This is a genomic window from Ilyobacter polytropus DSM 2926 (assembly GCF_000165505.1).
Classification (GTDB): Bacteria; Fusobacteriota; Fusobacteriia; order Fusobacteriales; family Fusobacteriaceae; genus Ilyobacter; species Ilyobacter polytropus.
Genome location: NC_014632.1, coordinates 1,219,643 through 1,244,209, shown reverse-complemented (window position 1 = coordinate 1,244,209; position 24,567 = coordinate 1,219,643). Strand labels below are relative to the sequence as shown.

21 protein-coding genes and 1 pseudogene are annotated in these 24,567 nt (G+C 35.0%); 17 read left to right on the top strand and 5 right to left on the bottom strand.

Annotated elements, in window-relative coordinates:
* Nucleotides 1–144: 144 nt before the first annotated feature.
* Both metA and cuyB read right to left on the bottom strand, forming a co-directional pair.
* Nucleotides 145–1,053 (bottom strand): homoserine O-acetyltransferase MetA, encoded by a 909-nt coding sequence (metA, locus tag ILYOP_RS05770; RefSeq protein WP_013387595.1) that lies wholly within the window; start codon nt 1,051–1,053, stop codon nt 145–147.
* 86 nt (nt 1,054–1,139) lie between these two features.
* A complete protein-coding gene (gene cuyB, locus ILYOP_RS05765) occupies nt 1,140–1,841 on the bottom strand; it encodes a cysteate racemase (RefSeq protein ID WP_013387594.1) in 702 nt (233 codons plus the stop codon).
* 150 nt (nt 1,842–1,991) lie between these two features.
* Between cuyB and ILYOP_RS05760 the strand changes: the two genes are divergently transcribed.
* The 9 genes and pseudogenes from ILYOP_RS05760 (at nt 1,992) to panF (ending at nt 8,390) form a co-directional block, all read left to right on the top strand.
* Nucleotides 1,992–2,867, top strand: a complete 876-nt coding sequence (locus tag ILYOP_RS05760) for a LysR family transcriptional regulator (RefSeq protein ID WP_013387593.1) — start codon at nt 1,992–1,994, stop codon at nt 2,865–2,867.
* Between the two features lie 205 nt (nt 2,868–3,072).
* Nucleotides 3,073–3,411, top strand: a pseudogene (locus ILYOP_RS16265) (NAD(P)-binding domain-containing protein); the annotation flags it as partial.
* Nucleotides 3,409–3,906, top strand: a complete 498-nt coding sequence (locus ILYOP_RS16260; protein WP_425364870.1) for a DUF2520 domain-containing protein — start codon at nt 3,409–3,411, stop codon at nt 3,904–3,906. The pseudogene ILYOP_RS16265 and the gene ILYOP_RS16260, both read left to right, overlap by 3 nt.
* Nucleotides 3,903–4,730: a 3-methyl-2-oxobutanoate hydroxymethyltransferase gene (panB, locus tag ILYOP_RS05750; RefSeq protein ID WP_013387591.1), complete on the top strand. Its 828-nt coding sequence runs from the start codon at nt 3,903–3,905 to the stop codon at nt 4,728–4,730. The genes ILYOP_RS16260 and panB overlap by 4 nt, the downstream gene beginning before the upstream one ends.
* Nucleotides 4,731–4,739: 9 nt before the next feature.
* Entirely contained in the window at nt 4,740–5,585 is an 846-nt protein-coding gene (panC, locus tag ILYOP_RS05745; protein ID WP_013387590.1) for a pantoate--beta-alanine ligase, read from the top strand.
* 2 nt (nt 5,586–5,587) lie between these two features.
* The gene (panD, locus tag ILYOP_RS05740) at nt 5,588–5,971 is read left to right on the top strand and encodes an aspartate 1-decarboxylase (RefSeq protein WP_013387589.1); all 384 of its coding nucleotides are present in this window, start codon (nt 5,588–5,590) and stop codon (nt 5,969–5,971) included.
* Between the two features lie 199 nt (nt 5,972–6,170).
* Nucleotides 6,171–6,611, top strand: coding sequence for a MarR family winged helix-turn-helix transcriptional regulator (locus ILYOP_RS05735; protein WP_013387588.1), 441 nt, complete (start codon nt 6,171–6,173; stop codon nt 6,609–6,611).
* A gap of 76 nt (nt 6,612–6,687) precedes the next feature.
* Nucleotides 6,688–6,930, top strand: a complete 243-nt coding sequence (locus tag ILYOP_RS05730) for a YhdT family protein (protein WP_013387587.1) — start codon at nt 6,688–6,690, stop codon at nt 6,928–6,930.
* An 8-nt stretch (nt 6,931–6,938) separates the two neighbouring features.
* Complete coding sequence (gene panF, locus ILYOP_RS05725; protein ID WP_013387586.1) at nt 6,939–8,390, top strand: sodium/pantothenate symporter; 1,452 nt, start codon at nt 6,939–6,941, stop codon at nt 8,388–8,390.
* A gap of 819 nt (nt 8,391–9,209) precedes the next feature.
* On the opposite strand, the gene mnmH is transcribed toward panF, so the two are convergent.
* Entirely contained in the window at nt 9,210–10,238 is a 1,029-nt protein-coding gene (mnmH, locus tag ILYOP_RS05720) for a tRNA 2-selenouridine(34) synthase MnmH (RefSeq protein WP_013387585.1), read from the bottom strand.
* Nucleotides 10,239–10,498: 260 nt separating this feature from the next.
* Here mnmH and ILYOP_RS05715 point away from each other — a divergent pair, with 260 nt between their 5' ends.
* Both ILYOP_RS05715 and ILYOP_RS05710 read left to right on the top strand, forming a co-directional pair.
* The gene (locus ILYOP_RS05715; protein ID WP_013387584.1) at nt 10,499–12,751 is read left to right on the top strand and encodes an adenosylcobalamin-dependent ribonucleoside-diphosphate reductase; all 2,253 of its coding nucleotides are present in this window, start codon (nt 10,499–10,501) and stop codon (nt 12,749–12,751) included.
* Nucleotides 12,752–12,878: 127 nt separating this feature from the next.
* The gene (locus ILYOP_RS05710) at nt 12,879–13,400 is read left to right on the top strand and encodes a PTS sugar transporter subunit IIA (protein ID WP_041921012.1); all 522 of its coding nucleotides are present in this window, start codon (nt 12,879–12,881) and stop codon (nt 13,398–13,400) included.
* A 32-nt stretch (nt 13,401–13,432) separates the two neighbouring features.
* Here ILYOP_RS05710 and ILYOP_RS05705 read toward each other — a convergent pair whose 3' ends face one another.
* Nucleotides 13,433–14,491 (bottom strand): Mu transposase C-terminal domain-containing protein, encoded by a 1,059-nt coding sequence (locus ILYOP_RS05705; protein ID WP_342633609.1) that lies wholly within the window; start codon nt 14,489–14,491, stop codon nt 13,433–13,435.
* Between the two features lie 470 nt (nt 14,492–14,961).
* Between ILYOP_RS05705 and ILYOP_RS05700 the strand changes: the two genes are divergently transcribed.
* The 6 genes from ILYOP_RS05700 (at nt 14,962) to ILYOP_RS05675 (ending at nt 23,407) form a co-directional block, all read left to right on the top strand.
* Nucleotides 14,962–15,462 (top strand): PTS sugar transporter subunit IIA, encoded by a 501-nt coding sequence (locus ILYOP_RS05700; RefSeq protein WP_013387581.1) that lies wholly within the window; start codon nt 14,962–14,964, stop codon nt 15,460–15,462.
* A 9-nt stretch (nt 15,463–15,471) separates the two neighbouring features.
* Nucleotides 15,472–16,929, top strand: a complete 1,458-nt coding sequence (gene ptsG / locus ILYOP_RS05695; protein WP_013387580.1) for a glucose-specific PTS transporter subunit IIBC — start codon at nt 15,472–15,474, stop codon at nt 16,927–16,929.
* Between the two features lie 148 nt (nt 16,930–17,077).
* Nucleotides 17,078–17,497 carry a MarR family winged helix-turn-helix transcriptional regulator gene (locus ILYOP_RS05690; RefSeq protein ID WP_013387579.1) on the top strand — a complete coding sequence of 140 codons (420 nt, stop codon included), beginning with the start codon at nt 17,078–17,080 and terminating at the stop codon, nt 17,495–17,497.
* Nucleotides 17,498–17,592: 95 nt separating this feature from the next.
* Nucleotides 17,593–19,041 carry an efflux transporter outer membrane subunit gene (locus tag ILYOP_RS05685; protein ID WP_013387578.1) on the top strand — a complete coding sequence of 483 codons (1,449 nt, stop codon included), beginning with the start codon at nt 17,593–17,595 and terminating at the stop codon, nt 19,039–19,041.
* 40 nt (nt 19,042–19,081) lie between these two features.
* Nucleotides 19,082–20,236: an efflux RND transporter periplasmic adaptor subunit gene (locus ILYOP_RS05680; RefSeq protein ID WP_013387577.1), complete on the top strand. Its 1,155-nt coding sequence runs from the start codon at nt 19,082–19,084 to the stop codon at nt 20,234–20,236.
* Between the two features lie 12 nt (nt 20,237–20,248).
* The gene (locus ILYOP_RS05675) at nt 20,249–23,407 is read left to right on the top strand and encodes an efflux RND transporter permease subunit (RefSeq protein WP_013387576.1); all 3,159 of its coding nucleotides are present in this window, start codon (nt 20,249–20,251) and stop codon (nt 23,405–23,407) included.
* Nucleotides 23,408–23,484: 77 nt separating this feature from the next.
* On the opposite strand, the gene ILYOP_RS05670 is transcribed toward ILYOP_RS05675, so the two are convergent.
* Complete coding sequence (locus ILYOP_RS05670; RefSeq protein ID WP_013387575.1) at nt 23,485–24,348, bottom strand: radical SAM/SPASM domain-containing protein; 864 nt, start codon at nt 24,346–24,348, stop codon at nt 23,485–23,487.
* Nucleotides 24,349–24,567 lie beyond the last annotated feature (219 nt).

Genomic DNA, 24,567 nt, shown 5'->3' with positions numbered 1-24,567 from the left:
ATAAACGAACTTGGTACAAATATGTACTGTTTTTCGGGTTGGATTTTTAAAAAATTTTATGTAAAAATAAATTTATTTTAAAAGAAATTAAAACACATCTTTTAAAGATGTGTTTTTTAATAAAATTATTTTTGCTTGAAAAAATTATTTTAAAATATAAGGGGTCTCCTGATAAACACAGTAATTGAGCCAGTTTGAAAAAAGAAGGTGAGCATGAGCTCTCCAGGTAACTACAGGATCATTTTCAGGATTATCATCTTTAAAATAATTTTTAGGAATATCAATTGAACGACCCTTGTCTAAATCTCTAAAATACTCACTTTTTAGGGTATCCTTTTCATACTCTAGATGCCCACTGATGAAAATATGCTTTCTGTCTCTAGTTGCCACAAGACAGATGCCTGCATCTTCTGACTCAGCCAAGATTTCCAGTTCAGGAACATTCTCGATATCACCTCTCATAACAGTAGTATGTCTAGAATGTGGTACGAGAAATTCGTCGTCAAAGCCTCTGGTGATTTTAGTTTTTAGATTAAAGATTTTATGTTTGAAAATTCCAAATATTTTTTTGTCTGTTGGAAATTTTGGTATTCCATAATGATAATAAAGTCCAGCTTGAGAACCCCAACATATATGCATAGTAGATGTGACATTGGATTTTGAAAACTCCATAACTTCTTTTAGCTCTTCCCAGTAGTCAACATCTTCAAACTGAAGGTGTTCAATTGGAGCACCAGTTATAATAAGACCGTCAAAGGTGTGATTTTTAATATCTTCAAAAGTCTTGTAAAAGCTAGTAAGGTGATCCTGACTCGTGTTTTTAGAGGCATAAGTTCTCGTTTTTAAGAGTGTTATCTCTATTTGTAGAGGTGTATTCCCTAAAAGGCGAAGAAGCTGGGTCTCAGTCACTATTTTATTTGGCATAAGGTTAAGAATGACTATTTTCAGTGGCCTTATATCCTGACTAAAAGCTCTTGATTTATTCATCACAAATATATTTTCACCTTTGAGAGTATCGAAGGCAGGTAGTTTTTTAGGAATCACTATAGGCATTTTAACCTCCTTTAAAATAGAAGAATTATTGTTGTAATAGTTACATAAGGAGGATTATAGCATGAAAGCCAGGTAAAATCAAACTATCAATCTTCTATTATATTTTTTCCTGCAAAGCGTATTGCCGACTTTGCCAAAATTTTTGTAGGGTCGATACAATTTTTTTTGATTCCTAGGATATCAAAGGCAACGGGAAGTTCTGTGCACCCAAGAATTATATTTTTTCCTTCTATAGACTCGATATATGAAGTCAGAATGTTTTTATCAATATTTTTAAGAGCTGTATCTCCTTTTTTTATGCTGTATATAATATCTGTTACAACACTTTGAACAGACTTTTCAGGTCTAAGTATTTCTAGGCCATAATTTTCAAATACTTTGTCGTATATTTTGGCTTTGTATGTTCCCTGAGTTGAAAAAAGAAAGATTTTTTTTGTTTCAGGATCAATCTCTTTTATCTCCTTTGCAGTTTCTTCAATCATGTTTATAAAGGGAATCGTTAGATGCTCTGTGAGTTCTTTATAGAAATAATGGGCAGTATTGCAAGGCATGATGATAACATCAGAACCCATTACTTGTAGTTTTAAAGCCGCTTCTAACATATATTTTACCGGGTTTTCACCATTTCCTAGAATATAGTTTGTCCGGTCTGGGATAATCGGGTAGTTATTTAAAATTATATGAATGTGATCATTGTCATCCTTTGCATCAGTAAGTGTTACAATTTTATTGAATAAGTCGGAAGTTGCAAGGGGACCCATTCCTCCTAAAATGCCTACTGTTTTCACCTTTAATCATCTCCTTTGTTTTACTTAATAAAAAAAACTTATCAAATTAATCTATTGTTGGTATATTATACCTAAAAAAGATTAATACAAAAAATATTTAAAAAGTATCTAATTGATACTTTTTAAATATCAATTAAGGAGATGAAATAAATGGATATAAGACAGCTCAAGTATTTTATGGCAATAGTAGAAGAGGGGAACATAACAAAGGCAGCAGAAAAACTTCATATGGCACAACCTCCACTGAGCTATCAGCTAAAACTCATGGAAGAGGAGTTAGGTGTAAAATTATTAGAAAGAAGCACTAGAAAACTAGAGATAACAGAAGCTGGAGAAATGTTAAAAACAAGGTCAGAGCAGATAATAGAACTCTTTGATAAAACTGTAAAAGATATAAAGAATTTCAGAGAGGGGTTTACAGGAACTCTTTCTATGGGGGTAGTTGCATCATCTATGGGAATCATATACCCTAAATTTATCCAAGAGTATCACGAGGCCTACCCAGATACAAGTTTTGACATAAGAGAGGGGAATACCAATAGAATATTGGAATTTCTCAAAAATGGAGTAATAGAGCTTGGAATAGTGAGGACTCCCTTTAATTCTGAAAATTTTGATTCTATACAACTTCCAAACGAGCCAATGATCGCAGTTACAAAACCTAAGGGAGTTTTCATTTGGGATAAGAAAAAATTAAATGCAGATGACCTAAAGGACCTCCCACTTATACTAGACAGAAGATTTGAAAAAATGATAATAAAAACCTGCCAGCAGAAGGGATACAGTCCAAAAATACTATGTGAAAGTGAGGACACTAGGACGATATTGTCCTGGGTAGATATAGGAATGGGTGTGGGAGTAGTCCCAAAATCTTCTAAAGAGTTTGTAAATCTCATGAATTTAGAATACAAAGAGATAGAAGAATTTTCCTTAGAAACAGGCACATCTATAGTCTGGGTCAGAGATCGACGTTTATCTGAGGCGGCATCAAATTTTTTACAAATATTTAAAAAAATTACCCAGTGAGAAAAAAATATAATTAATCTTATCAGTTATTGTCCTTGAAAAATTGAGCTTTTAAAAGAATATATAAACAAAATATATACAACTTTTAAACAGAATATATACTTTATAAATAAAATTTTGTTGACACAATATACTAGTTAGTATTATCATCTGTATAAGGATATTATACTAGCTAGTATTATATCTCAGTAAAAATGTTGGGAGGAATAGAGTGAAAATCTCTTTTATAGGGGCTGGAAAAATAGGTTTATCTCTTGGAAGATATTTTGTGAATAAAAATTTAAAAGTTGTCGGTTATTTTGATATATCAAAATCTTTAGCAGATAAAGCAGCAGCAGAAACTGAAACTATTGTTTTTCAAAATTATAGAGAGATAATTGACCAAAGTGACATTATATTTGTAACTGTACCTGATGGAGTTATAAATTCCGTCTGGGAAAACCTTTTAACTTATAAAATAAAAGATAAGCTGGTTGTTCATACCAGTGGAGCACTTTCTAGTCAAGTCTTTTCAGGAGCTAGGGAGAGGAATTGCAAGGTCATGTCAATCCATCCTATGATGACTTTTGCAGGAGGAGACACAGAGATAGAAAAAATGGAGAAAATGCCCCTAACTATAGAGGGGGATTTAGAAAAGTTTAAATATTTTTTAGAAAAACTTCCCAATAATAAGTTTGCTATTTCTCCGGATAAAAAAGTAAACTATCATCTTGCAGGAGTATTTGCATCAAATCTTTTAATATCTGTAATCCATAGAGCAATAGAAAATATAGAAAAATCGGGTCTTGAAGCTGGAAAAGAGATAATATTTCCTATAATAGAGAAGACCATTGAAAATATAAAAGAAAAAGGCACCTCTAGGTCTATAACAGGACCTCTTGAGAGGGGAGACATTGACACTATTTTGAAGCACCTTGAAGTGCAGCATGGAGTTGAAAAGAAACTTTATAAGGCAGCATCCCTGGAGCTTTTAGAAATATTGAAAGACAACGACAGAGATTACAGCGAAATAAAAAAACTCTTAGAGGAGGAAGAATGAAAAACACAGTAGTAAGCTTCAGAAATTCAAAGGAAAAGGGAAAGAAGCTTTCGGTAGTCACCGGATATGATTATACGACAGCAAGGATCATAGATGAAACAGAAGTAGAAGCCATTCTTGTGGGAGATTCCCTCGGAATGGTGTGTCTAGGATATGATTCGACTCTTTCTGTTACCTTAGAAGATATCATTCATCACGGGAAGGCTGTGATGAGAGGAGTGGACAACACCTTAGTTATTTTGGATATGCCCTTTATGTCATACCACAATACCACACCAGAAGCAGTGGCAAATGCAGGTAGATTGATAAAGGAAACAGGAGCCCATGCTGTGAAGCTAGAGGGTGGAGTTGATATGGTGGAAAAAATAAAGGCCATAGTAAAAGCACAAATTCCAGTTATGGGTCACCTAGGGCTTACCCCTCAGTCAGTAAATGTGTTTGGAGGATTCAAGGTACAAGGCAAGAGTGAAGAAGAAGCCAAACAGATGATAAAAGATGCAAAAGCACTTGAAGAAGCAGGTGTCTTTGCAATAGTCTTAGAATGTGTGCCGGAAAAACTAGCCAAGATTGTAAGTGAAAGTGTCTCTGTTCCTACTATAGGAATAGGCTCTGGAAATGTCTGTGACGGACAGGTTCTTGTGATCCAGGATATGCTCAACATGTACGGGGATTTTAAGCCAAAATTTGTAAAGACCTTTGCAGATGTAGGGAAAGTAATGAGGGAAGGTCTAGAAGCTTACGTTAGAGAAGTGAGAGATGGAACCTTTCCTGCAAAGGAGCACACTTTCGGAATAAAAGATGAAGTTCTTGAAAAGCTTTACTAGGAGGATAGAATGGAAGTTCTAAGAAGCATCAGTGAAATCAAGGAAAAAGTTAATGAATGGAAAAGTAACGGACTTTCTGTGGGATTTGTACCTACCATGGGCTATCTTCACGCTGGACATAAGAGTCTAATAGAAAAGGCGTCGTCAGAAAATGACAGGGTTGTTGTGAGTGTATTCGTCAACCCCAAGCAGTTTGACAACGAAAATGACTTGGAAACATATCCGAGTAATCTTCAAGGGGATAAAGCACTAATTGCAGGTGCAGGAGGGGATATTATATTTGCTCCTACTGCTGCGGAGATGTATCCTGATGGATTTGCTACTCTAGTGGATATAGAGGGTCTTGATAAAGAATTATGTGGAGCTACAAGGCCAGGTCATTTTAGAGGTGTTTGTACTGTAGTTACAAAGCTATTTTTGATAGTTACACCAGACAGAGCTTACTTCGGAGAAAAAGATTTTCAGCAGTTAGCTATAATAAAAAGATTTACCAAGGACCTAAATATTCCTGTAGAAATCATAGGGTGTCCAATTGTTAGAGAGGAAGACGGGCTTGCAATGAGTTCCCGTAACGCAAAACTTTCTGAAGAGGAAAGAAGAAAGGCACTTATTATTATAGAGGCTCTAAATATAATTAAAGAGATGGTGTATCAGGGAACTAGTGATGTAGAGGAACTTAAGAAAGAAGCATCTAGAAAAATATCTACAATGGATATTGCAAAGATTGACTATTTTGAAATAGTAGATCCTGATACCTTAGAAAAAATAGATGTAGTAAAAGAAAAAGCACTTGCGGCAACAGCGGTTTTTATAGGGAAGACAAGACTTATAGATAATATGATAATAGGAGAGTGAAAATGCAAATCCAACTTTTAAAAGGGAAAATTCACAGAGCCACAGTAACTCAGGCAGAACTTGATTATGTAGGTAGTATCACACTTGACAAGACAATAATGGAGGCAGCAGGTATAAGAGAATATGAGCTTGTTCATATTGTGAATATTAACAATGGAGCTAGGTTTGAAACTTATGTAATAGCTGCAGAAGATGAAAAGGGAATCGTATGCTTAAATGGTGCAGCAGCGAGAATGGTTCAAAAGAATGATAAGATTATCATAATGGCTTACTGTATGGTAGACGAGAAGGAGGCACATACTCATCAGCCTAAAGTGGTTCTTATGGGAGAACACAATGAAGTAGAAAAAATATCTAGTTATGAAAAGCACGGTAAATTAATATAAGTTTATAGAAAATTAGAAAGAGGCCTAGGCCTCTTTTTATATTGGAGAATAATAAATATTTAAAATTAATGTAAGAATTATAGTTTTTTTTAAAGTTTTTATCATGGTAATAATTTATAACTATTGAGAAGGAAATTTTATACAAAAATAAGCTATTTTATTATTGAAAAATAAACTAATTAGTAGTATAATTTTTTCTATGATGAATAAAGAATATGATAGAGACGAATGGAGAAATCTTAAACTTTTAGTGACTTTTTCAAGATGTTATGCCTCGGTAAACAGAAGGATATACCCTGATATGAAAAAACAGGGAGTAACAGAGGCACAGTTTTCAGTACTAGAGCTTTTATATCATAGAGGGGAGTTTACAATAAAAGAGGTCATAGAAAAGACTTTTTCTAGCGGTGGGACTATGACCGTGATAATAAATAATCTAGAAAAAGAGGGCCTTATAATTAAAAAAAGAGACGATAAAGACAGAAGAGTTTTTATTATTAAAATAAGCCCAAAAGGTACTGCACTTATGGAGGAAGTTTTTGATAAGCATTTGGAAAACTTAAAAAAAGCCTTTGGTGTGCTCACAGAAGCGGAACAGATGATAATGATTGAGCTTCTTAAAAAACTCGGAAAAGGATAGCTCAATTTTTCTTTGTTAAAATTAATTTGTCGATATTTTTATTCGTAAATCCAGATAATATTTGTAGGGAGGACAGATGAGAGAGAGGAACAAACAGATAAGAAAAGAAGCTACGGTAACAGTAATCCTTTATTTGGTTTATTTTGCATGGTGGTATTTTTTTGCCTATGGTATGGGGGATAAAAATCCTATGGAATACAAATTCATAATGGGACTTCCAGAATGGTTTTTTTATTCGTGTATAGTGGGATTTTTTGTAATATGCACCCTTGTATACTTTGCAATTAAGATATTTTTTAAAGAAGTTGACTTTGACTAGGAGGAATAATGAATAACATAATGATACTGATACCTTTAGTAATTTATCTTGCAGTAATGCTGTTTATAGCATATAAAACAAACGAAATAAAACACTCAGGAGAAGTCAACTTTATAGAGGAGTATTTTATAGGAAGCAGAAATATGGGAGGCTTTGTCCTCGCTATGACTTTAATTGCAACTTATGCCAGTGCCAGTTCTTTTGTAGGAGGACCTGGTGTGGCTTATAAATTAGGTTTGGGATGGGTGCTGTTAGCCTGCATACAGACTCCTACGGCCTTTCTCACATTGGGAATATTGGGGAAAAAATTTGCTATAATATCCAGGAAAATAGGAGCAGTAACCATAACAGATTATCTCAGAGCTAGGTACAAAAGCGATACTGTGGTTATACTATCCTCTATAGCCATACTTGTATTTTTCGCAGCCTCTATAATAGCTCAGTTTATCGGAGGTGCCAGACTTTTTGAAACTGTAACCGGCCTTTCATACCACACCGGCCTTTTGCTTTTTGGTGTAGTGGTTATAATATACACGACTTTAGGAGGTTTTAGGGCTGTAGCTCTAACTGACGCAATTCAGGGAATAATGATGATGGTTGCTACTACTTTTCTATTCTTTGCAATATTGAAAAACGGCGGAGGCATGGAAAATATAATGCAGGGACTGATGAAAACAAATCCAGATCTCCTGACTCCCACTTCTGGGGGAGCCATAGCAAAACCTTTTATTTTATCATTTTGGATGCTAGTAGGTGTGGCAGTACTAGGACTCCCGCAGACTACAATAAGATGTATGGGATTCAGAGATTCAAAATCTATGCATAGGGCTATGATAGTTGGAACCTTTGTGGTAGGATTTTTGATGATAGGAATGCACCTTATAGGAGTTATGGGAGCAGCAGTAGCTCCTGGAATAGATGTGGGAGATAAAATAATACCGACACTTGCCTTGAGAAATATGCCCCCTATACTGGCCGGAATATTTATAGGAGGTCCTCTAGCAGCTACAATGTCCACAGTTGACTCTATGCTCATCCTGTCCTCAGCGGCCATTGTAAAGGATTTGTACATCCACTATATAAATAAAGATGCCGATGACAAAAAAATAAAGAAACTCACACTTTTTACATCTCTTACAGTGGGAATTATAGTTTTTCTACTTTCTATGAATCCACCGAAACTTTTGGTATGGATAAACCTTTTTGCCTTCGGAGGCCTTGAAGCAGCATTTTTATGCCCTATAGTACTAGGACTTTATTGGAAAAAGGCAAACTCAACAGGAGCAATAGCTTCTATGCTTACAGGAGTGGGATCATATTTTTACTTTACCATCAGTAAGATAAAACCTATGGGCATGCATCAAATAGTTCCTGTTATATTAATATCTTTAACTGCATTTATTTTGGGCTCACTTGTAGGTAAAAAGCCAGAAGAAAAAGTGCTTGATATATTTTTTTAATATAGTAGTGATTTGTATCTATAGTTGTTGGACAGGAAGGTAATTTTTTTATCGGAGGGGCTTTCTTTTTGACAAGTGTTTCGATTGTTTGTGTTAAGGAAAAGAGAAGTTCTCCTTAACCTTGCGAAAATTCAAAAATTTAGATTAAAATATAAAGTATGAATAAAAATATTTAAATTTAGAAAGATTCTTTAGGGAGTCTTTCTTTTTTTATGTCTGAATAAATTACTGACTTTATAAGAATATTAGAATCAAAAGATTTCGTCACGAATGAAAATCAATTTAAGGAAAAAAAATTAACACGAATAAGGACAAAAGATTTTGGCCACAGAGACCACAGAGAAAAAGAGAGAGCTTCACAGAGTTAAAACGAAAACTATATACGATTTCTTTTGCGAGAGATATTTTTTATCCTTTTTCCATTGCCATTGACAAAATCAGAGTTAAGAATAGTCAAAAATTAAGGAATAACTCTGCGCATGCTTTTTATTTAGGATTACGTTGTTCTTATGTTTTTGAATTTTCAAGTCGCAGGGCTTATACAGGAAAGAACCTGCACTCAGCCGTCCTACAGAATAAGTTCCGCAGGGAACCGAGGACTGTAGCTTACAAAGGCGATAAAATAAATATCTACTTTTTAGACATTTGAAAATTCTTGAACTTTTGGTTACTTTTCTTTCAAGAGAAAAGTAACGAATCCCGATAAACTCAATAATTTAATTCAAAGCTTATTAAAAAAAGAGCCTTTCAAAAATTTCTTGAACAGAGCCCTTTTTTCGAACTTATTAAATATTTTTGATGATCTAGGAAATGGAGGGACTATGAAAAGTCCTTAGTATCAAGGAAGTTTATTATTCCTTGAACTCCTTCATCAACATTTTCATAATTTACGATACTTTCAAACTCCCATTTTTTAATACTTTTTTCATATAAAGGATCATAATAATCTACTACAAGTTCACCGGCTAACTGGGCGTAATTATTGCTCTTAGTCAGCTCAGAATAACTTTCGGTTTTTTCTTTTCCTATATATTTTTTAAGGAAATCAATACAATTTAAGATGGCTTCTTCTGAAGCATCGGCATAATCTTCCATAAGGATTTTTACCCTGTGATCTAATGAAGTGTCTAAAAAAAGATGAAGACCGCTTTTCATTGATTCTGAGATAGTGTCAGGAAGATACACATCACCAATTCTTTTGCTTTCACTTTCTACCAAGACATAGTTATGGTGGTTTTCTCTGAGATGTTCATAGATAAGTGATTCAAATCTTTTTTGGCTCTGTTTTCTTTTTTCACCTATGGCACCAAAAATTGATCCTTTATGGTCAGCATATTTTTCAAGATCTAGAACACTGTAACCCTTATTTTCTAACTGCTGTAGTATTTTAGTTTTTCCTACTCCAGTTCTGCCGTGAAGGACAATATATTTTATACCCGAGTTCACACGCTCTAGATCTTCAGATATAAATTTTCTGTATCCTTTGTATCCGTCTGTAAGTTTGGAGCATTTGTAACCAAGTGAGGAGAATAATGCAGTCATGCTGCTACTTCTCATACCTCCTCTGGCACATAAAAATATCAGTTTCTTGTGCTTTTTATCCAGATTATTTATCTCTTGAAAAACTTCAGGGAGTCGTTTGGATATAAATTCTATTCCTAGTTCTTTTGCCTTCTCTTTTGACACCTGTTTATATGCTGTCCCTACTTCTACCCTTTCATTATCTAGTAAGACAGGGATATTAACCGATCCTGGAATTGTTTCTGCAGCATACTCTTTTGGAGTACGGACATCAATTAGAATATAATTTTTTTCTTTGAGTATTTCTTTGTAGCTAACCTGACGCATTGATACCTCCGAAAAATATAAATAGTTGTATATATATTAACCTAAAGCAGTAAATGAGTAAAGAGAAAAAATAAATTATTAAAAGATATTATAATATTTATATAAAAATATTTTTTAATGAACAGAGTAAAATGGCTTGTTGAAAAGTGAATGAAAAAAATTAACTTGAAAAAAACAAAAAGTAAGGTAAAATTATTTGTAAGGTACAATATATAGTGTGATCAAATTAAAAAAATACAATATGGGGTGATGAAGAAATTATGGATGTTTTAAACATAAAAGAGTGGTTAGGAGAGGACAATACCCTGGGAATAGATATATGGGAGAAAAAATATAAATTTGACGGAGAAACTTTTGTCCAGTGGTTAGACAGAGTGGCTGGAGGAGACCCTAAAGTCAAAGAGATGATATGGAAGAAAGAGTTTATATTTGCTGGAAGGATTCTTTCTAACAGGGGCCTTCATAAGGTGGGTAAAAAGATAACTTATTCTAATTGTTATGTGATAACACCTCCTGATGACAACATCGAGTCTATATTTGAAACTGCAAAAAAACTTGCAAGGACCTTTTCATATGGTGGAGGCTGTGGAGTGGATATCTCAAATCTACGGCCAAAGGGATCTGAGGTAAACAACTCAGCTAAACATACTACAGGAGCCGTTTCTTTTATGGACCTCTACAACCTTACCACAGATATAATAGGGCAGAAGGGAAGAAGAGGAGCCCTTATGCTTTCTATAGATGTAAATCATCCTGACGTGGAAGATTTTATAAAAGTGAAGTCGGACCTAAATAAAATTCAAAAAGCCAATATATCAGTGAGAATAAATGATGAGTTTATGAAGGCTGTGGAAAAAGGCGATATGTTTAAGACTGAATTTATTGTAGGGGATACAGGAGAGACAATAACCAAAAAAGTCAACGCAAGGCTTTTATTTAAAGAACTTGCCAGACAAAACTGGAATTTCGCAGAACCGGGAGTTTTGTTTTGGGATACAATATCAAACTGGAATCTTCTGAGTGAGGATGAGGAGTTTGAATATGCAGGAACCAATCCATGTGCAGAAGAACCACTTCCTCCAGGTGGAAGCTGTCTACTAGGATCCATCGTTCTGCCAAGTTTTATAGAGGGAGAAGTTTTTAATTTTGAAAGACTTGCCGAGAGGGTGAGAGACGGAGTAAAGGCTTTAAATGATGTACTTGATGAAGGACTTCCTCTACATCCGCTAGAGGAGCAGAGAGACTCTGTAAGAGACTGGAGACAGATAGGTTTGGGGATACTAGGACTAGGGGATCTTCTTATAAATATGAAGTTAAAATATGGTTCCCCTGAATCCCTTGAGTTTTGTGACAAAGTTTCTAAAACAATCGTGGACAATGCTTTGAGAGCCAGTGCACTATTGGCAAAAGAACAGGGAAGTTTTCCGAAATACAAAAAGGACAAGGTTCTTGCCTCACCTTTTCTAAAGGATAATGCAAGTGATGAAACAATAGAACTTATAGAAAAATACGGTCTTAGAAATTCCCAGCTTCTTACCATAGCCCCTACAGGGTCAATAGGAACAATGCTTAGAACAAGTACGGGAATAGAGCCAAATTTTGCATTTTTTTATACCAGAAAAACCGAGAGTCTTCACGGAGAGGATGTATTTTACAAGGTGTTCACCCCTATAGCCAAGGATTACATGGATGAAAATGGTATAGAGGATGAAAACGACCTTCCTGATTATTTTGTCACAGCTCAAAATCTAAATCCTTTTGACAGGATAAAGATGCAGGGAATCTGGCAGAGAAGGATAGATGCCAGTATATCTTCTACCATAAATCTAGTCCATAAGACCTCTATAGAAGAGGTGGAAGATCTCTATATTGAAGCCTGGAAACAAGGCTTAAAGGGAATGACAATTTACAGGGCTGGATGTGCAAGAGAGGGTATTCTTTCTGTAAAAAGTGAGCCTAAGACTCTTGAACTTCCAAGAGGAGAGATGAAACCTATAGAGGAGGATACGATATACTATCCTAAAGCTCTAAAAATAGGTTGTGGGAAATTGAAAGTAATGATAGGTTATTCTCCTAGTGCAAAGTCTATCCAAGATATATACGTTATAAGAAGCGGTCAGGGTGGATGCGAGAAGAATATCCAGGCGGTGGCAATATATATGTCTGCAATGTTGAGATTAGGTGGAAACCTCTTTATGATGGAAAGGTCTATAGAGGGTATAAGTGGATGTCCGTCCTTTGCCCTTGCAAAAGGAAGAGGAGAGGAGTTAACAAAGGGGAATACATGCCCGCTTGCGATACTTTATCTTTTAAAGGAATTTGAAAAAGAGATGGGCTTAAACGATTATGAAAAAGCCCAGGAAAGAAAGGCCAAAAGGGAAAAACAAGAGATAGAGAGAGAAAAGGGTTATACAGATATGAACAAGGTGAAATGCCCAGAATGCGGGGAAGAACTTGAGATATCAGGAGGATGCTATTCTTGCAGAAGCTGTGGGTACTCAAAGTGTGAATAGATTATAAATACCGGGGTGCTAGTGCATCCCGGTATTTTAATGGATAAATAAAAAGGCTTTGTAAGGTTGTTTTTATTGTGAGCTTGGGTTAATATAATAACAATAGAGGACAGATGGGGTGAATTTGATGGGATTATTTGGACTATTAAAAAAGAACAGGAAAAATTGTGAATATGTAAAAATATATTCTCCTATAAGTGGGAAAGTTATGGATCTAGAAGATGTTCCAGATGAAGCTTTTTCAAAAAAGATGATAGGAGACGGATGTGCCATAGATCCTTCTGAAGGCTCTGTCTTTGCACCTGTAGAGGGAGAGGTGGATATTTTTGACACTAATCATGCAGTGACCTTTGAGATGGAAAACGGCTTAGAGATCATAGTACATCTAGGGATAGATACGGTGGATCTTGGCGGCGAGGGATTTGAAAGGTTGGGAGAACCTGGGAGTCTTGTTCACATAGGAGATGAACTTGTAAAGTACGACTTAGATTTCATAAGGGAGAATGCCAAGTCAGCCATAAGCCCTATAATAATAACCTCTATGGATGATGTGGAGAGTATAGAGGTTTTAGCAAGGGGAGAGATAAAGGCAGGAGACCTTCTTATGAAGATAAAAATGAAAAAAAACAATGTCAAAGAAAGTCAATAAAAAAAGGTCGCATGAGCGACCTTTTTCTGTTATTAGAAATTTTCATTAGCAGAAAGATACGCCATACATAAAAAAAATCCCTTAAAATAAACCTTTATTTCTTTTAGGTCGTTGACATTGTATTTTATATCCAGAATATTTCCCGTATGTTGTTTTAAATCTGGATTTCGATATATTCCATTTCTGAATCTTATCCCGTATTCCTGAACTTTTCTTTTAGCACTTCCCAACAAAATATCTAATTTATCAATATCTTTTAATATTCCTGAAGAAGAAAAGGGGCTTTCATCATTCAAATTTTTGATATTATTCATAAAAATATAAGAGTACAAAATCTTATCTAAATCATGTAAAGAGTTTGTAAAATGAGTTTCTTTCAAAAGATTTTTTAAATCTGATTTGAGAAAATTGATAAATTTTTCCATATCTTTATTTGGTTCATAATAATTTTCTATTTTTATATCCAATATTTCTTTTATCTGTTCTATCTTTCTTTTGTTTTTTATTTCAAAAGAGTCGATCAAAAGATTTTGAGGCTTTATAAAGAAATTTTCATTGGGCTTATAATTTTTTATGATTGTGTCTCTTAAAAAGGCGGCGGATTTTTTGAGATCTAATTTGGTAAAACTGAGGTAATAATTTAAGATATCATTAGTAGATATATCATAAATCAGATAAAGATAAGGTTTTTTTATGGAATTTTGTCGAAAATCTCTTATATTTATGTTTAAAGGTGTCTGAACAATTCTATAGGCCTGGTGTTTCTTTTTTATTTTTTCTATGTTTATGGAGGCGTGATTTTTTACAAAATCATCTAGATTGTTTACAGCTCTGTAAACAGTATGGTAACTTATGGTGTTATCACTAAAAGTTTTTATAAATTTACAGCATTTCTCATAAAGGCTGCTTATTTTAATATCTGGATTTTTTTCATAAGATTCTTTAATAAACTCATAGGTTTTTTCATCAAGGCTTCTATACTGATTCTTATCTTTTCTTTCTTTTTTTATGAGCCCTTCTATACCGTTCTCTTTGTATGCTTTTACCCATCTTTTCAACGTGGCATAGGATATATTTTTTTCATTTTCAATATCTTTGAGCTTTTTTTCTTTTTTTAAAAAAAGGCTCTATGATCTTATATCTTTCTTTAGAAAGTCCCTTTTTAGTTCCCAAAACTATACCCCTTTCCTTTATAAAACTTACTATGATACTACTATTTTTATTAAAAAAAGTCAAATATACGAATATAGTATTATTATTTTTAATAAATCAAAATTTTGAAAAAAGGCTCATTTTTTTTGAAAAAAATATTGACAAAAAATCTTTTGGGGGATATTATGTTAGTATAACGAAATAAGGATAATAAAGATCAAAATGAAACATATAAAGCAAATATAAAACAAACTTCAAAACAGGAACAAAAAAATGGCTCAAAAAACTAGATCAAATTTTTAGAAAAATATTTTTATTTTATTTGAATGAATACTTAATATTGTATAGAACATAAGTTGTAGATAATATTTTTGAAAATAAATTTAAAAACGAAGAAAGGAGAGTCAATATGGGTTTATTTGATTTTTTTAAAAAGAAAAAAGAGGAAGAATGGATAGAGATCTATTCTCCACTAAACGGTAAGGTTTTGGACATTTCAATGGTTCCTGATGAGGCCTTTGCACAAAAGATGATAGGTGACGGATGTGCCATAGATCCTAGTGAAGGATCGGTTTACTCACCAGTCGCAGGAGAAGTTGATATATTTGACACAAATCATGCTGTTAGTTTTGAAACAGAAAAAGGCTTAGAGCTCATAGTGCATTTTGGGATAGACACTGTGAAACTAGGTGGAGAAGGTTTTCAAAGAGTAGGGAAAACGGGAGCCAAGGTTCAACCGGGAGATGAGCTTGTAAAATATGACTTAGAATTTATAAAAGAAAATGCTAAGTCTGTGATAACACCTGTAGTAATAAATTCAATGGATGAAGTAGAAGACTTAAAAATTGTGGCTTCTGGAGATGTAAAAGTCGGGGATTTGTTAATGAAAGTTAAGTTGAAAAATAAATAGGAGGTAAAGATGAAAGGATTTGCACAACTACAAAAGATAGGTAAAGCTTTGATGACACCGGTTGCCATACTGCCTGCAGCAGGATTATTACTTGCTTTTGGACAACCGAATGTATTAAATTCTACCTTGATGGCAGCTGCAGGTGGAGTAATATTTGCTAATTTACCATTACTCTTTGCAGTAGGGTCTGCTATCGGACTAGCAGGTGGAGATGGTGTAGCAGGGCTTGCAGCTATAGTATCACTACTAATTATGAATACAGTTATGGGTGTAACCACAGGTGCGGCAGCAGAGATAGAGCTAGGAAATAAGGCGTTTGCACAGGTTATGGGGATACCGACACTTCAGACTGGAGTCTTTGGTGGTATCCTTGCAGGGGTAATCGGAGCCATGATCTATAAAAGATTTAATAAAATAGAACTTCCAGCTTACCTAGGGTTTTTCTCTGGAAAAAGATTTGTACCTATAGCTACCGCATTTTTATCTTTCTTTGTGGGACTGGTATTTCCATATGTGTGGAAACCAATTCAACTTGGATTGGCCTCACTTGCAGTAATCGGAGAGAATCCAACAGCCTTCTCAACATTTGTATTTGGACTAATTGAAAGAGCACTTATACCCTTTGGTCTTCATCACATATTCTATTCTCCGTTTTGGTTTGAATTTGGAGAGTGGACAAACTCTTTAGGTCAGGTATTCAGAGGAGACCAGGTTATATTCTTTGCGAAACTTCAAGACAATGTGGCTAGTTTTGGAAGCACAGGAGCATATATGACAGGAAAGTTTGCATTTATGATGTTTGGACTTCCTGGAGCGGCTCTTGCAATGTACAAACAGGCAAAGCCATCTAAGAAAAAAATAGCAGGAGGAATACTGCTATCTGCAGCACTTACATCTTTCCTTACAGGAATCACAGAACCTATTGAGTTCTTATTTTTATTTGTTGCACCGGTATTGTACGGAGTGCATTGTGTGTTAGCAGCTACTTCATTTATGCTAATGAACATGTTAAATGTAAGAATAGGAATGACATTCTCAGGAGGGTTAATCGACTTTATCTCCTTCGGAGTTCTTCCAAATAAAACACCTTGGTATTTAGTTATCGTAGTAGGGGCAGTATACTTTGTAGTTTATTATATGCTGTTTACATTCTTCATCAAGAAGTTTAACTTGAAGACACCAGGAAGAGAAGAGGAAGAAGAGGCAGCCAGTGAGATAAAATTATCTGAAAATGAAGTTGCCGTTCTTGTAATATCAGCTCTAGGTGGAAAAGAGAATATAGTCTCTACAGACGCTTGTATCACAAGACTCAGAGTGGAAGTGAAAGATACCGCTACAGTAAATGAAGAAGAACTCAAGAAGTTAGGGGCAGCTGGAGTATTAAAGGTTGGTAAAAACGGAGTTCAGGCGATATTTGGAGCAAAAGCCCAGTTTATTGCAAATGACATAAAGAAAATGGTTGAATAAAATTTTATAAGATTAATTATTAAGGGTTCGTTTCCTGTGTTTGGCAGGTTACGGACCTTTTTTATAAAAAGTTTGACATGCTAAATTAAAAGTGATAATCTTTAATTTATTTAGTTTGAAACTAACAAAATTTTCAAAAGAGGTTTTTATGTATAAAAAAGAAGAGTTAACAAATCTAATAATAAAATTTTATAATGAGTTGTCTAAGTGCAGTATAGAAACTTCTAAAGAACTAGGTTCATATGATATGCAGATAAAACAATTTCACTATCTGACCTTGATTGATAAAACTCCAAACATGACATCTAGTGAACTGTCAGAAATATTAAACATAACAAAGCCTTCAGTCACTGAAATTATCAATAAACTAACAACGCTTGGATGTGTTTACAGGGGTCAGAGTGAATTAGATAAAAGAGTTTTTTACATAAAGCTTACTGAAAAAGGCAAAAAAATAGTGAAGTTAAAAGAACTGGCAGCAGAAAAATTTGCAGAGGAAAGACTTGATTCTCTAACAGATGAAGAAGTGAATAGTTTTATAAAACTATTTATAAAACTATTTGGTTGATTTTTTTTATAAAAATAGTTAGTTAAAAATTAACTAAATTTAGTTTTCAAAAAATTTTGAATAGATAAAAAATTAAAATATCGGAGTTGAAAAGAATGAGGGGAAAAGAAAAGCTGAGATTAAAAAAATTACCTGCAGCCTTGACCTTGTCAGCTGTACTGGTTTTTACTGGATGTACTGCTGTGGGACCTGACTATGTCTCGCCAAAGGTAAAAGTACCGGAAAAATGGAACGGAGAAAAGTCAGTAAATTTTAATAATGAAAATAGGTTGTCTGAACAGTGGTGGGAATTATTTGATGATCCCATGTTAGATGAACTCATAAAAGAAGCATCAGTCAGTAACCTAGACTTAAAAGAAGCTATGGCACGTGTAGATGAATACCGGTCTAGGTTGGGTGTGGTAACAGGTGAAAGATACCCTTCAATAGGTGTAGAAGGAGACCTTCTTAGACAAAAAACCAGTGAAAATGCTGGATATACAGGAACTACAAATACCTATAAAGCACTGGGCTTAGAGGCTGGATGGGAGATAGATCTTTTTGGCCGTGTGAGGCGGAGTATAGAGGCTGCCAAAGCCAATTATGAAGTGGTTCAGGAAGATAGAAATGATGTGAGGATATCAATTAACTCCAGAATAGCCCTTAACTATATAAAAATAAGAACTTATCAGGCTAGGCTAGAGGCTTCAAATTCAAATATAGAGCTTCAGAGAGAAGTTTTGAGGATAACAGAATCAAGATTTAAGTATGGGTTGGCCACAGCTCTAGAAGTAGCTCAGGCGGAACAGGCTCTCGCCAGTTCTGAAGCTACTGTGCCACCTCTTAGAATACAGTTGTCAGAAGCTATAAACACCATGGCTGTTTTACTAGGACGAAATCCTGGAGAACTAAACCAGTTGATGTCTGAAAAAAAATCAATACCTGTGCCTCCTGCAGATGCGGCTATAGGGGTCCCTGCAGACATTCTGAGACAACGTCCTGACATCAGAAGTGCAGAGCGTCAATTAGCAGTAGAAACAGCTCGTGTAGGTATTGCCAAGGCAGACCTTTATCCGCAGTTTTCTCTTTCTGGGTCGTTTGGATATCAATCAGTATCAAGTGGAAATTTATTTAGTTCAGGAGGAAATTATTTTTCAATAGGGCCTTCTTTGAGATGGAATATATTTTCCGGGGGAAGTATATTGAATCAAATCGACGTGCAGGATGCAATTGTACGTCAAAAAGCTCTTCAGTATGAGAGCATAGTACTTAATGCACTAAATGAAGCGGAGAATACAATGACAGCATATACAGAAGACAGTATGCGTCTAAAACATTTAGAAAAGACAGTGGAAGCATCTAAAAAAACAGTAAAGCTTTCTCTTAACCTCTATAAACAGGGGCTTGTAGATTTTGAAAATGTTTTAAATTCACAATTAAGTCAGTTTACTTCTGAAGACAGGTTAGCCCAAGCTAGAGGAGACAGTGCAGAAGACTTTGTACGTCTTTATGCAGCCCTAGGTGGAGGATGGAATCCTGATTCTATTGTAAAAAATCAAAAATAGATTCTAAATATTAAAAATACAATTTAAAAGGAGCATTTATATGGATTCTAAAAACAGAAAAATTTATACCCTGATTTTTACACTTCTCATTATGGGGACACTTTTTACCGGATGTAAAAAAGAAAATACTTATTCTCCGCCGCCTCCTGCTAAGGTGACAGTAAATAAACCTATACAGAAAAATGTTACAAATTATTTGGAATTTACTGGAATTACTGAGGCAATGGATTCAGTAGAAATAAGACCACGAGTAGAGGGATACTTAGAAAAAGTAATGTTTAAGCCCGGTTCGTTTGTAAAGAAAGGGGATCTGCTATTTGTTATAGATCAGCGTCCTTATAAGGCGAAACTTGGAGAAGCAAAAGCACAATTGGCAATAGAAATATCAAAACTTAATGCTGCTGAAGCAACTTTTCAGAGAATGGAAATGGCTTATAAAGAGCGTGCAGTAAGTGAAGTAAGTGTTATCCAGGCAAGGGCTGATGTTGAGGTGGCAAAGGCTGCCATAAAATCTGCAAAAGCTGCAGTGCAAACTGCAGAGCTTGATCTGTCTTATACTACAATACATGCACCTATAAGCGGACGTATCGACAGAAATCTTGTAGATGCAGGAAATCTAATAGGGTCAGGAGAAAATACTCTCCTTGCAACTATTATAAAAGATGAGTCTATCTACGTGTATTTCAATGTAAATGAAAGAGATATTATAGATTCTGATCTGTTAAATGGTGAAACTGATTCTTCTGATATATACTTAGGCTTATTAAATAAAGATTTTTCTCACAAAGGGAAAATAGACTACATAAATAACAGAGTAAACCCGGAAACAGGTAATATACAGGTAAGAGGGGTCTTTGAAAACAGTAAAAATAGTATTTTGCCTGGAATGTTTGCCAATATTAAAATACCCGAAAAAACCATAAAAAATGCTCTTCTTGTACCAGATCAAATAGTCGGAAGAGACCAGCAAGGGTATTATCTTCTAGCTGTAAACAGTGAAAATATTGTCGAGTACAGGCACATTGAGATCGGAGATCTCATAGACGGAATGAGGGTAATAAAATCAGGAATAAAGCCAAATGATAGGATAATAGTAAAAGGAATTCAGATGGCTTATCCAGGACGTGAAGTTTCTCCTATAGATGAAGAAAACTCAGAAAATAAAAGTCCTAAAACGGAAAATCAATCTATTTAGGAGGAATAAATAATGTTTAGTAAATTCTTTATAAAGCGTCCTATTTTTGCAGGAGTTATATCAATTGTAATAGTTATTGCTGGACTTGTGACGATGAAATCTCTTCCAGTAGCGCAGTATCCGGAAATTGCTCCCCCAACAATACAGGTATCGGCAGTTTATCCAGGGGCCAATGCAGAGACTATATCACGTACCGTGGCTCAGCCTATAGAGGGAGAGGTCAACGGAGTTGAAAACATGATTTATATGTCTAGTAACAGTTCTAACAGTGGACAGTATTCACTGAGTGTTACCTTTGAGGTTGGGACAGATATGGACGTGGCCCAAAACCTAGTTCAAAATCGAGTATCTCAAGCCTTGTCTTCCTTACCTGAAGAGGTTCAGCGTCAGGGAGTAACTACAGAAAAAAGATCTTCAAATATACTACTTTTTGCCAGCCTCACATCAGAAAATTCTATGCATGACGATCTTTTTCTGAGTAACTATGCTACTCTTAATATAAAAGATGAGCTGTCTAGAATAAAAGGTGTAGGTGGTATAACTGTCTTTGGTGCCGGGGACTACAGTATGAGAATATGGCTATATCCTGACAAGCTGAAAGCGAGAGGACTTACTAGTACTGATGTTGTAAATGCTGTCAGAGAACAAAATACCCAGGTAGCAGCAGGTCAGATCGGTCAGGAACCGTCACCTGTGGATCAGGATTTTCAGTTTACTGTAAATATGAGAGGTAAATTAAACAGTACAGAAGAATTTGAGAATATTATAGTTAAAACAACACCTGACGGAGGAATGATAAGAGTCAGAGATATAGCAAGAGTTGAACTTGGATCACAGAGTTACAATATATCTAACCAACTCAATGGCCAACCTTCAGCAGCCATAGCAGTATTTCTGCAGCCAGAAGCCAATGCCTTAAAGGTAGCAGAAGGTGTAAAAGCAAAACTTGATGAATTAAGTCAAAAGTTCCCTCAGGGAATGAAAGCTAATATCCCATTTGATACAACGACATTTGTAAAGTCTTCAATAAATGAAGTAATTGAAACACTTTTTATATCAGTAATCTTAGTTTTTCTGACTATTCTTTTATTTCTTGAAGACTGGAGGGCTACTCTGATACCAACAATTGCTATTCCTGTATCACTTATAGGTACATTTGCAGTAATGGCTGCCTTAGGGGTAAGTATAAATACATTATCACTCTTCGGATTGGTTTTGGCGATAGGTATAGTAGTAGACGATGCGATAATAGTTGTAGAGAACGCTGTAAGGAATATAGATGAGAATAATCTTGAACCTCGTGATGCTGCTATAAAAGCCATGGAAGAAATAACCGGTCCGGTAATTGCTACAACTCTTGTTTTACTGTCAGTTTTTATTCCCACAGCATTTCTAGGGGGAATAACAGGACAACTTTACAGACAGTTTGCACTTACTATAGCCACTGCAACAATATTTAGTTCTATAAATGCGCTTACTTTGAGTCCGGCCTTGTGTGCAATATTTTTAAGACCAAAGAATCCTAACAGAAAACATAATATATTCACAAGAGCATTTAATTCAGCCTTTTCCAAAACTCAGAAGGGTTATGCAAGAATTCTAACCTCTGTCGTAAGACGTGGAGCAATTATGATACTAGCTTTTATAATTCTAACATTGGGAGTATTTTGGAGATATGACTCTCTTCCAAAGGGATTCGTCCCAAAAGAGGATTTAGGATACGCCATGATAAATGTACAGCTTCCAGATGCTGCGTCTCTTACTAGAACCAAGGCTGTTGTAGATATAATTACCAAACGTCTAGAAAAGGTAGAAGGTCTTGAAAACAGAATAGCCATTTCAGGATATTCTATTATGGACGGAGCAGCAGCTTCAAACAATGCTGCTTTCTGGTTAGTTTTTAAACCTTGGGAAGAGCGTAAAAAGGCTGGACTCAGCATGGATAAAATTATGGGTGAAGTATCTAAAAGTATAAGTGATATTCAAGAAGCCAGAATTCTGGTATTTACACCTCCACCAATAAGAGGCCTGGGAAATGCCGGAGGTTTCCAGATGCAAGTACAAGACAGATCCAGTGCCGGATCTGCAAACTTGGAAAAAGCAGTTCAGAATATAGTTATGAATGCAAATTCACAATCTAAACTCACAAGGGTTTATAGTACTTACAGAGCTAACGTACCACAACTATTAACCGTTTTAGACAGAACACAGGCTAAAACTTTGAAAATACCTCTGTCTAATATATTTAATACTCTACAGGGGAATTTGGGTTCTACATATGTCAATGACTTTAACCAGTTTGGGCGTAATTACCAAGTTAGAGCCCAAGCCAGTGCTGACTACAGAGCAACAGCTGAAGATATAAAAAAACTAGAAGTGCGTAATGAGAAAGGCGAGATGGTACCCATGGGAACAGTTCTTTCTGTAGAAGAGGCTGTAGGTCCTCAGATTATCACGAGGTATAATATGTATCCTTCAGCAAGTATAAGCGGACAAGGTGCCGGTTTCACAAGTTCAGGAGAAGCGATGCAGATTATGGAAGAACTTGCTAAGGAAAATCTGCCTTCTTCCATGGGATTTGAATGGACAGGGATGTCATATCAGGAAAAGGCCGCCGAAGGAAATATAGTGTTTATTTTTGGTTTGGCAGTGCTGTTTGTCTATCTTGTACTATGTGCTCAGTATGAGAGCTGGACTCTTCCTCTCACCATTGTTTTAACTGTTCCCTTAGCTGTTTTAGGGACAGTTGTTGCCTTGTCAGTAAGACAGATGGATGTCAATGTATATACCCAGTTGGGTATCGTGCTTCTCATAGCCATGACATGTAAGACTGCCATTTTGATATCTGAGTTTGCAAAAGAGGAAAGCAATTCTGGAATGTCTATCGTTGAGTCAGCCCTTGAAGCTTCCCGTTTGAGGTTCAGACCTATACTGATGACAGCATTTACATTTATATTGGGAGTTTTACCTCTGACCTATGCAACAGGAGCAGGAGCGGAAAGTCGTCGGTCGCTAGGTACTGCCACTGCAGGAGGGATGCTTTCTGCAACACTACTACTAATATTCTTTGTTCCGGTATTTTATATAATAATTATGGGAGCTAGTGAAAAACTAAAAAATAGATTTAAAAAATCTGAAAAGGTTAAAAAATCTGAGGAAGATATTGTATAGAAGTTTATAACATAACATATCAGGCAGTGTATCTTTGATACACTGCCTGATTTTTCTATCTTAATTTTCTATGAAGATCAGATTTTGAACTGACATTTTTTACAGAGTTTCTCTACAGCTGTTTTTTCTGAAAAACCACTGTAAATAGCCTTGGATCTGTTGCTGTTAATTATATTGTTAAAACTATCATTAAATATATTCCCGAGATTTATACTTCCTTCACCATCAAGACAGCAGGGAACAACAGTACCGTCAACTAATATAGCGGTATGTGTTCTCATACCATAACAGAAGCCTGTTGCATCTTCATAGATATCATCTTTATCTGGCCACTTGAATTGGTAGTCTGAATTCAGGTAGAGTTTATCAGAAATTTTAACACCTCTTCCAGGATTTAGGATATCAGAGATCTTATAGTCTAGTTTGAATTCTTTTTCTAATATTTGAAGGATTTCATTATTTCCCTTTTGAGTTTCATCCTTAATCTTTTTATTGAAGTTCCATAGTCTTAGAGATATTATGATATCAGTTTTTTCCAGAGTTTTTTTGGAAAAAAATAAAATGTCTCGGAGATAATTATTTTTATGAATATTTTCTGGATTCTCACCAAAACTGTGTAGAGAAAAATTTATCTGACGAAGTGCTGGTTTTGTTAATAATTTATCCCCTGTACCCTTTATAAATGACCCGTTAGTCGTGATATTAACCTTGAATCCATAGACATAAGCTAGGTCTAGAAACTCCTCTAACTGAGGGTGTAAGAGAGGTTCTCCCTTTACATGAAGATAGATATAATCTGTAAAAGGTTTTATCTCACGAAGAATTTTCCCAAAAGAATCAAGTTTCATGTATTCGAGTTTTCTTTTACTCTTAGGGCAGAAATGACAGCTTAAATTACATATATTTGTTATTTCTACATATATTTTTTTAAATTTTTTCATTTTATAAGTGCACCCTGTCCTTTAATCGGTTTATTTAAAATTTCTCTAAAGATAAAGTATACTATTTTTGTAAAAAAAATAAAACTAAAATAAATTCAGTTTTTTATCTATTTTTTATTTATTCGTTTGGTTTGTAATTGAAAAATGTATATATCTTCAAAATATAAAATATTATATTATAAGTGCGACTTAGGATGATTTTAACTGTTTATGCCAAAA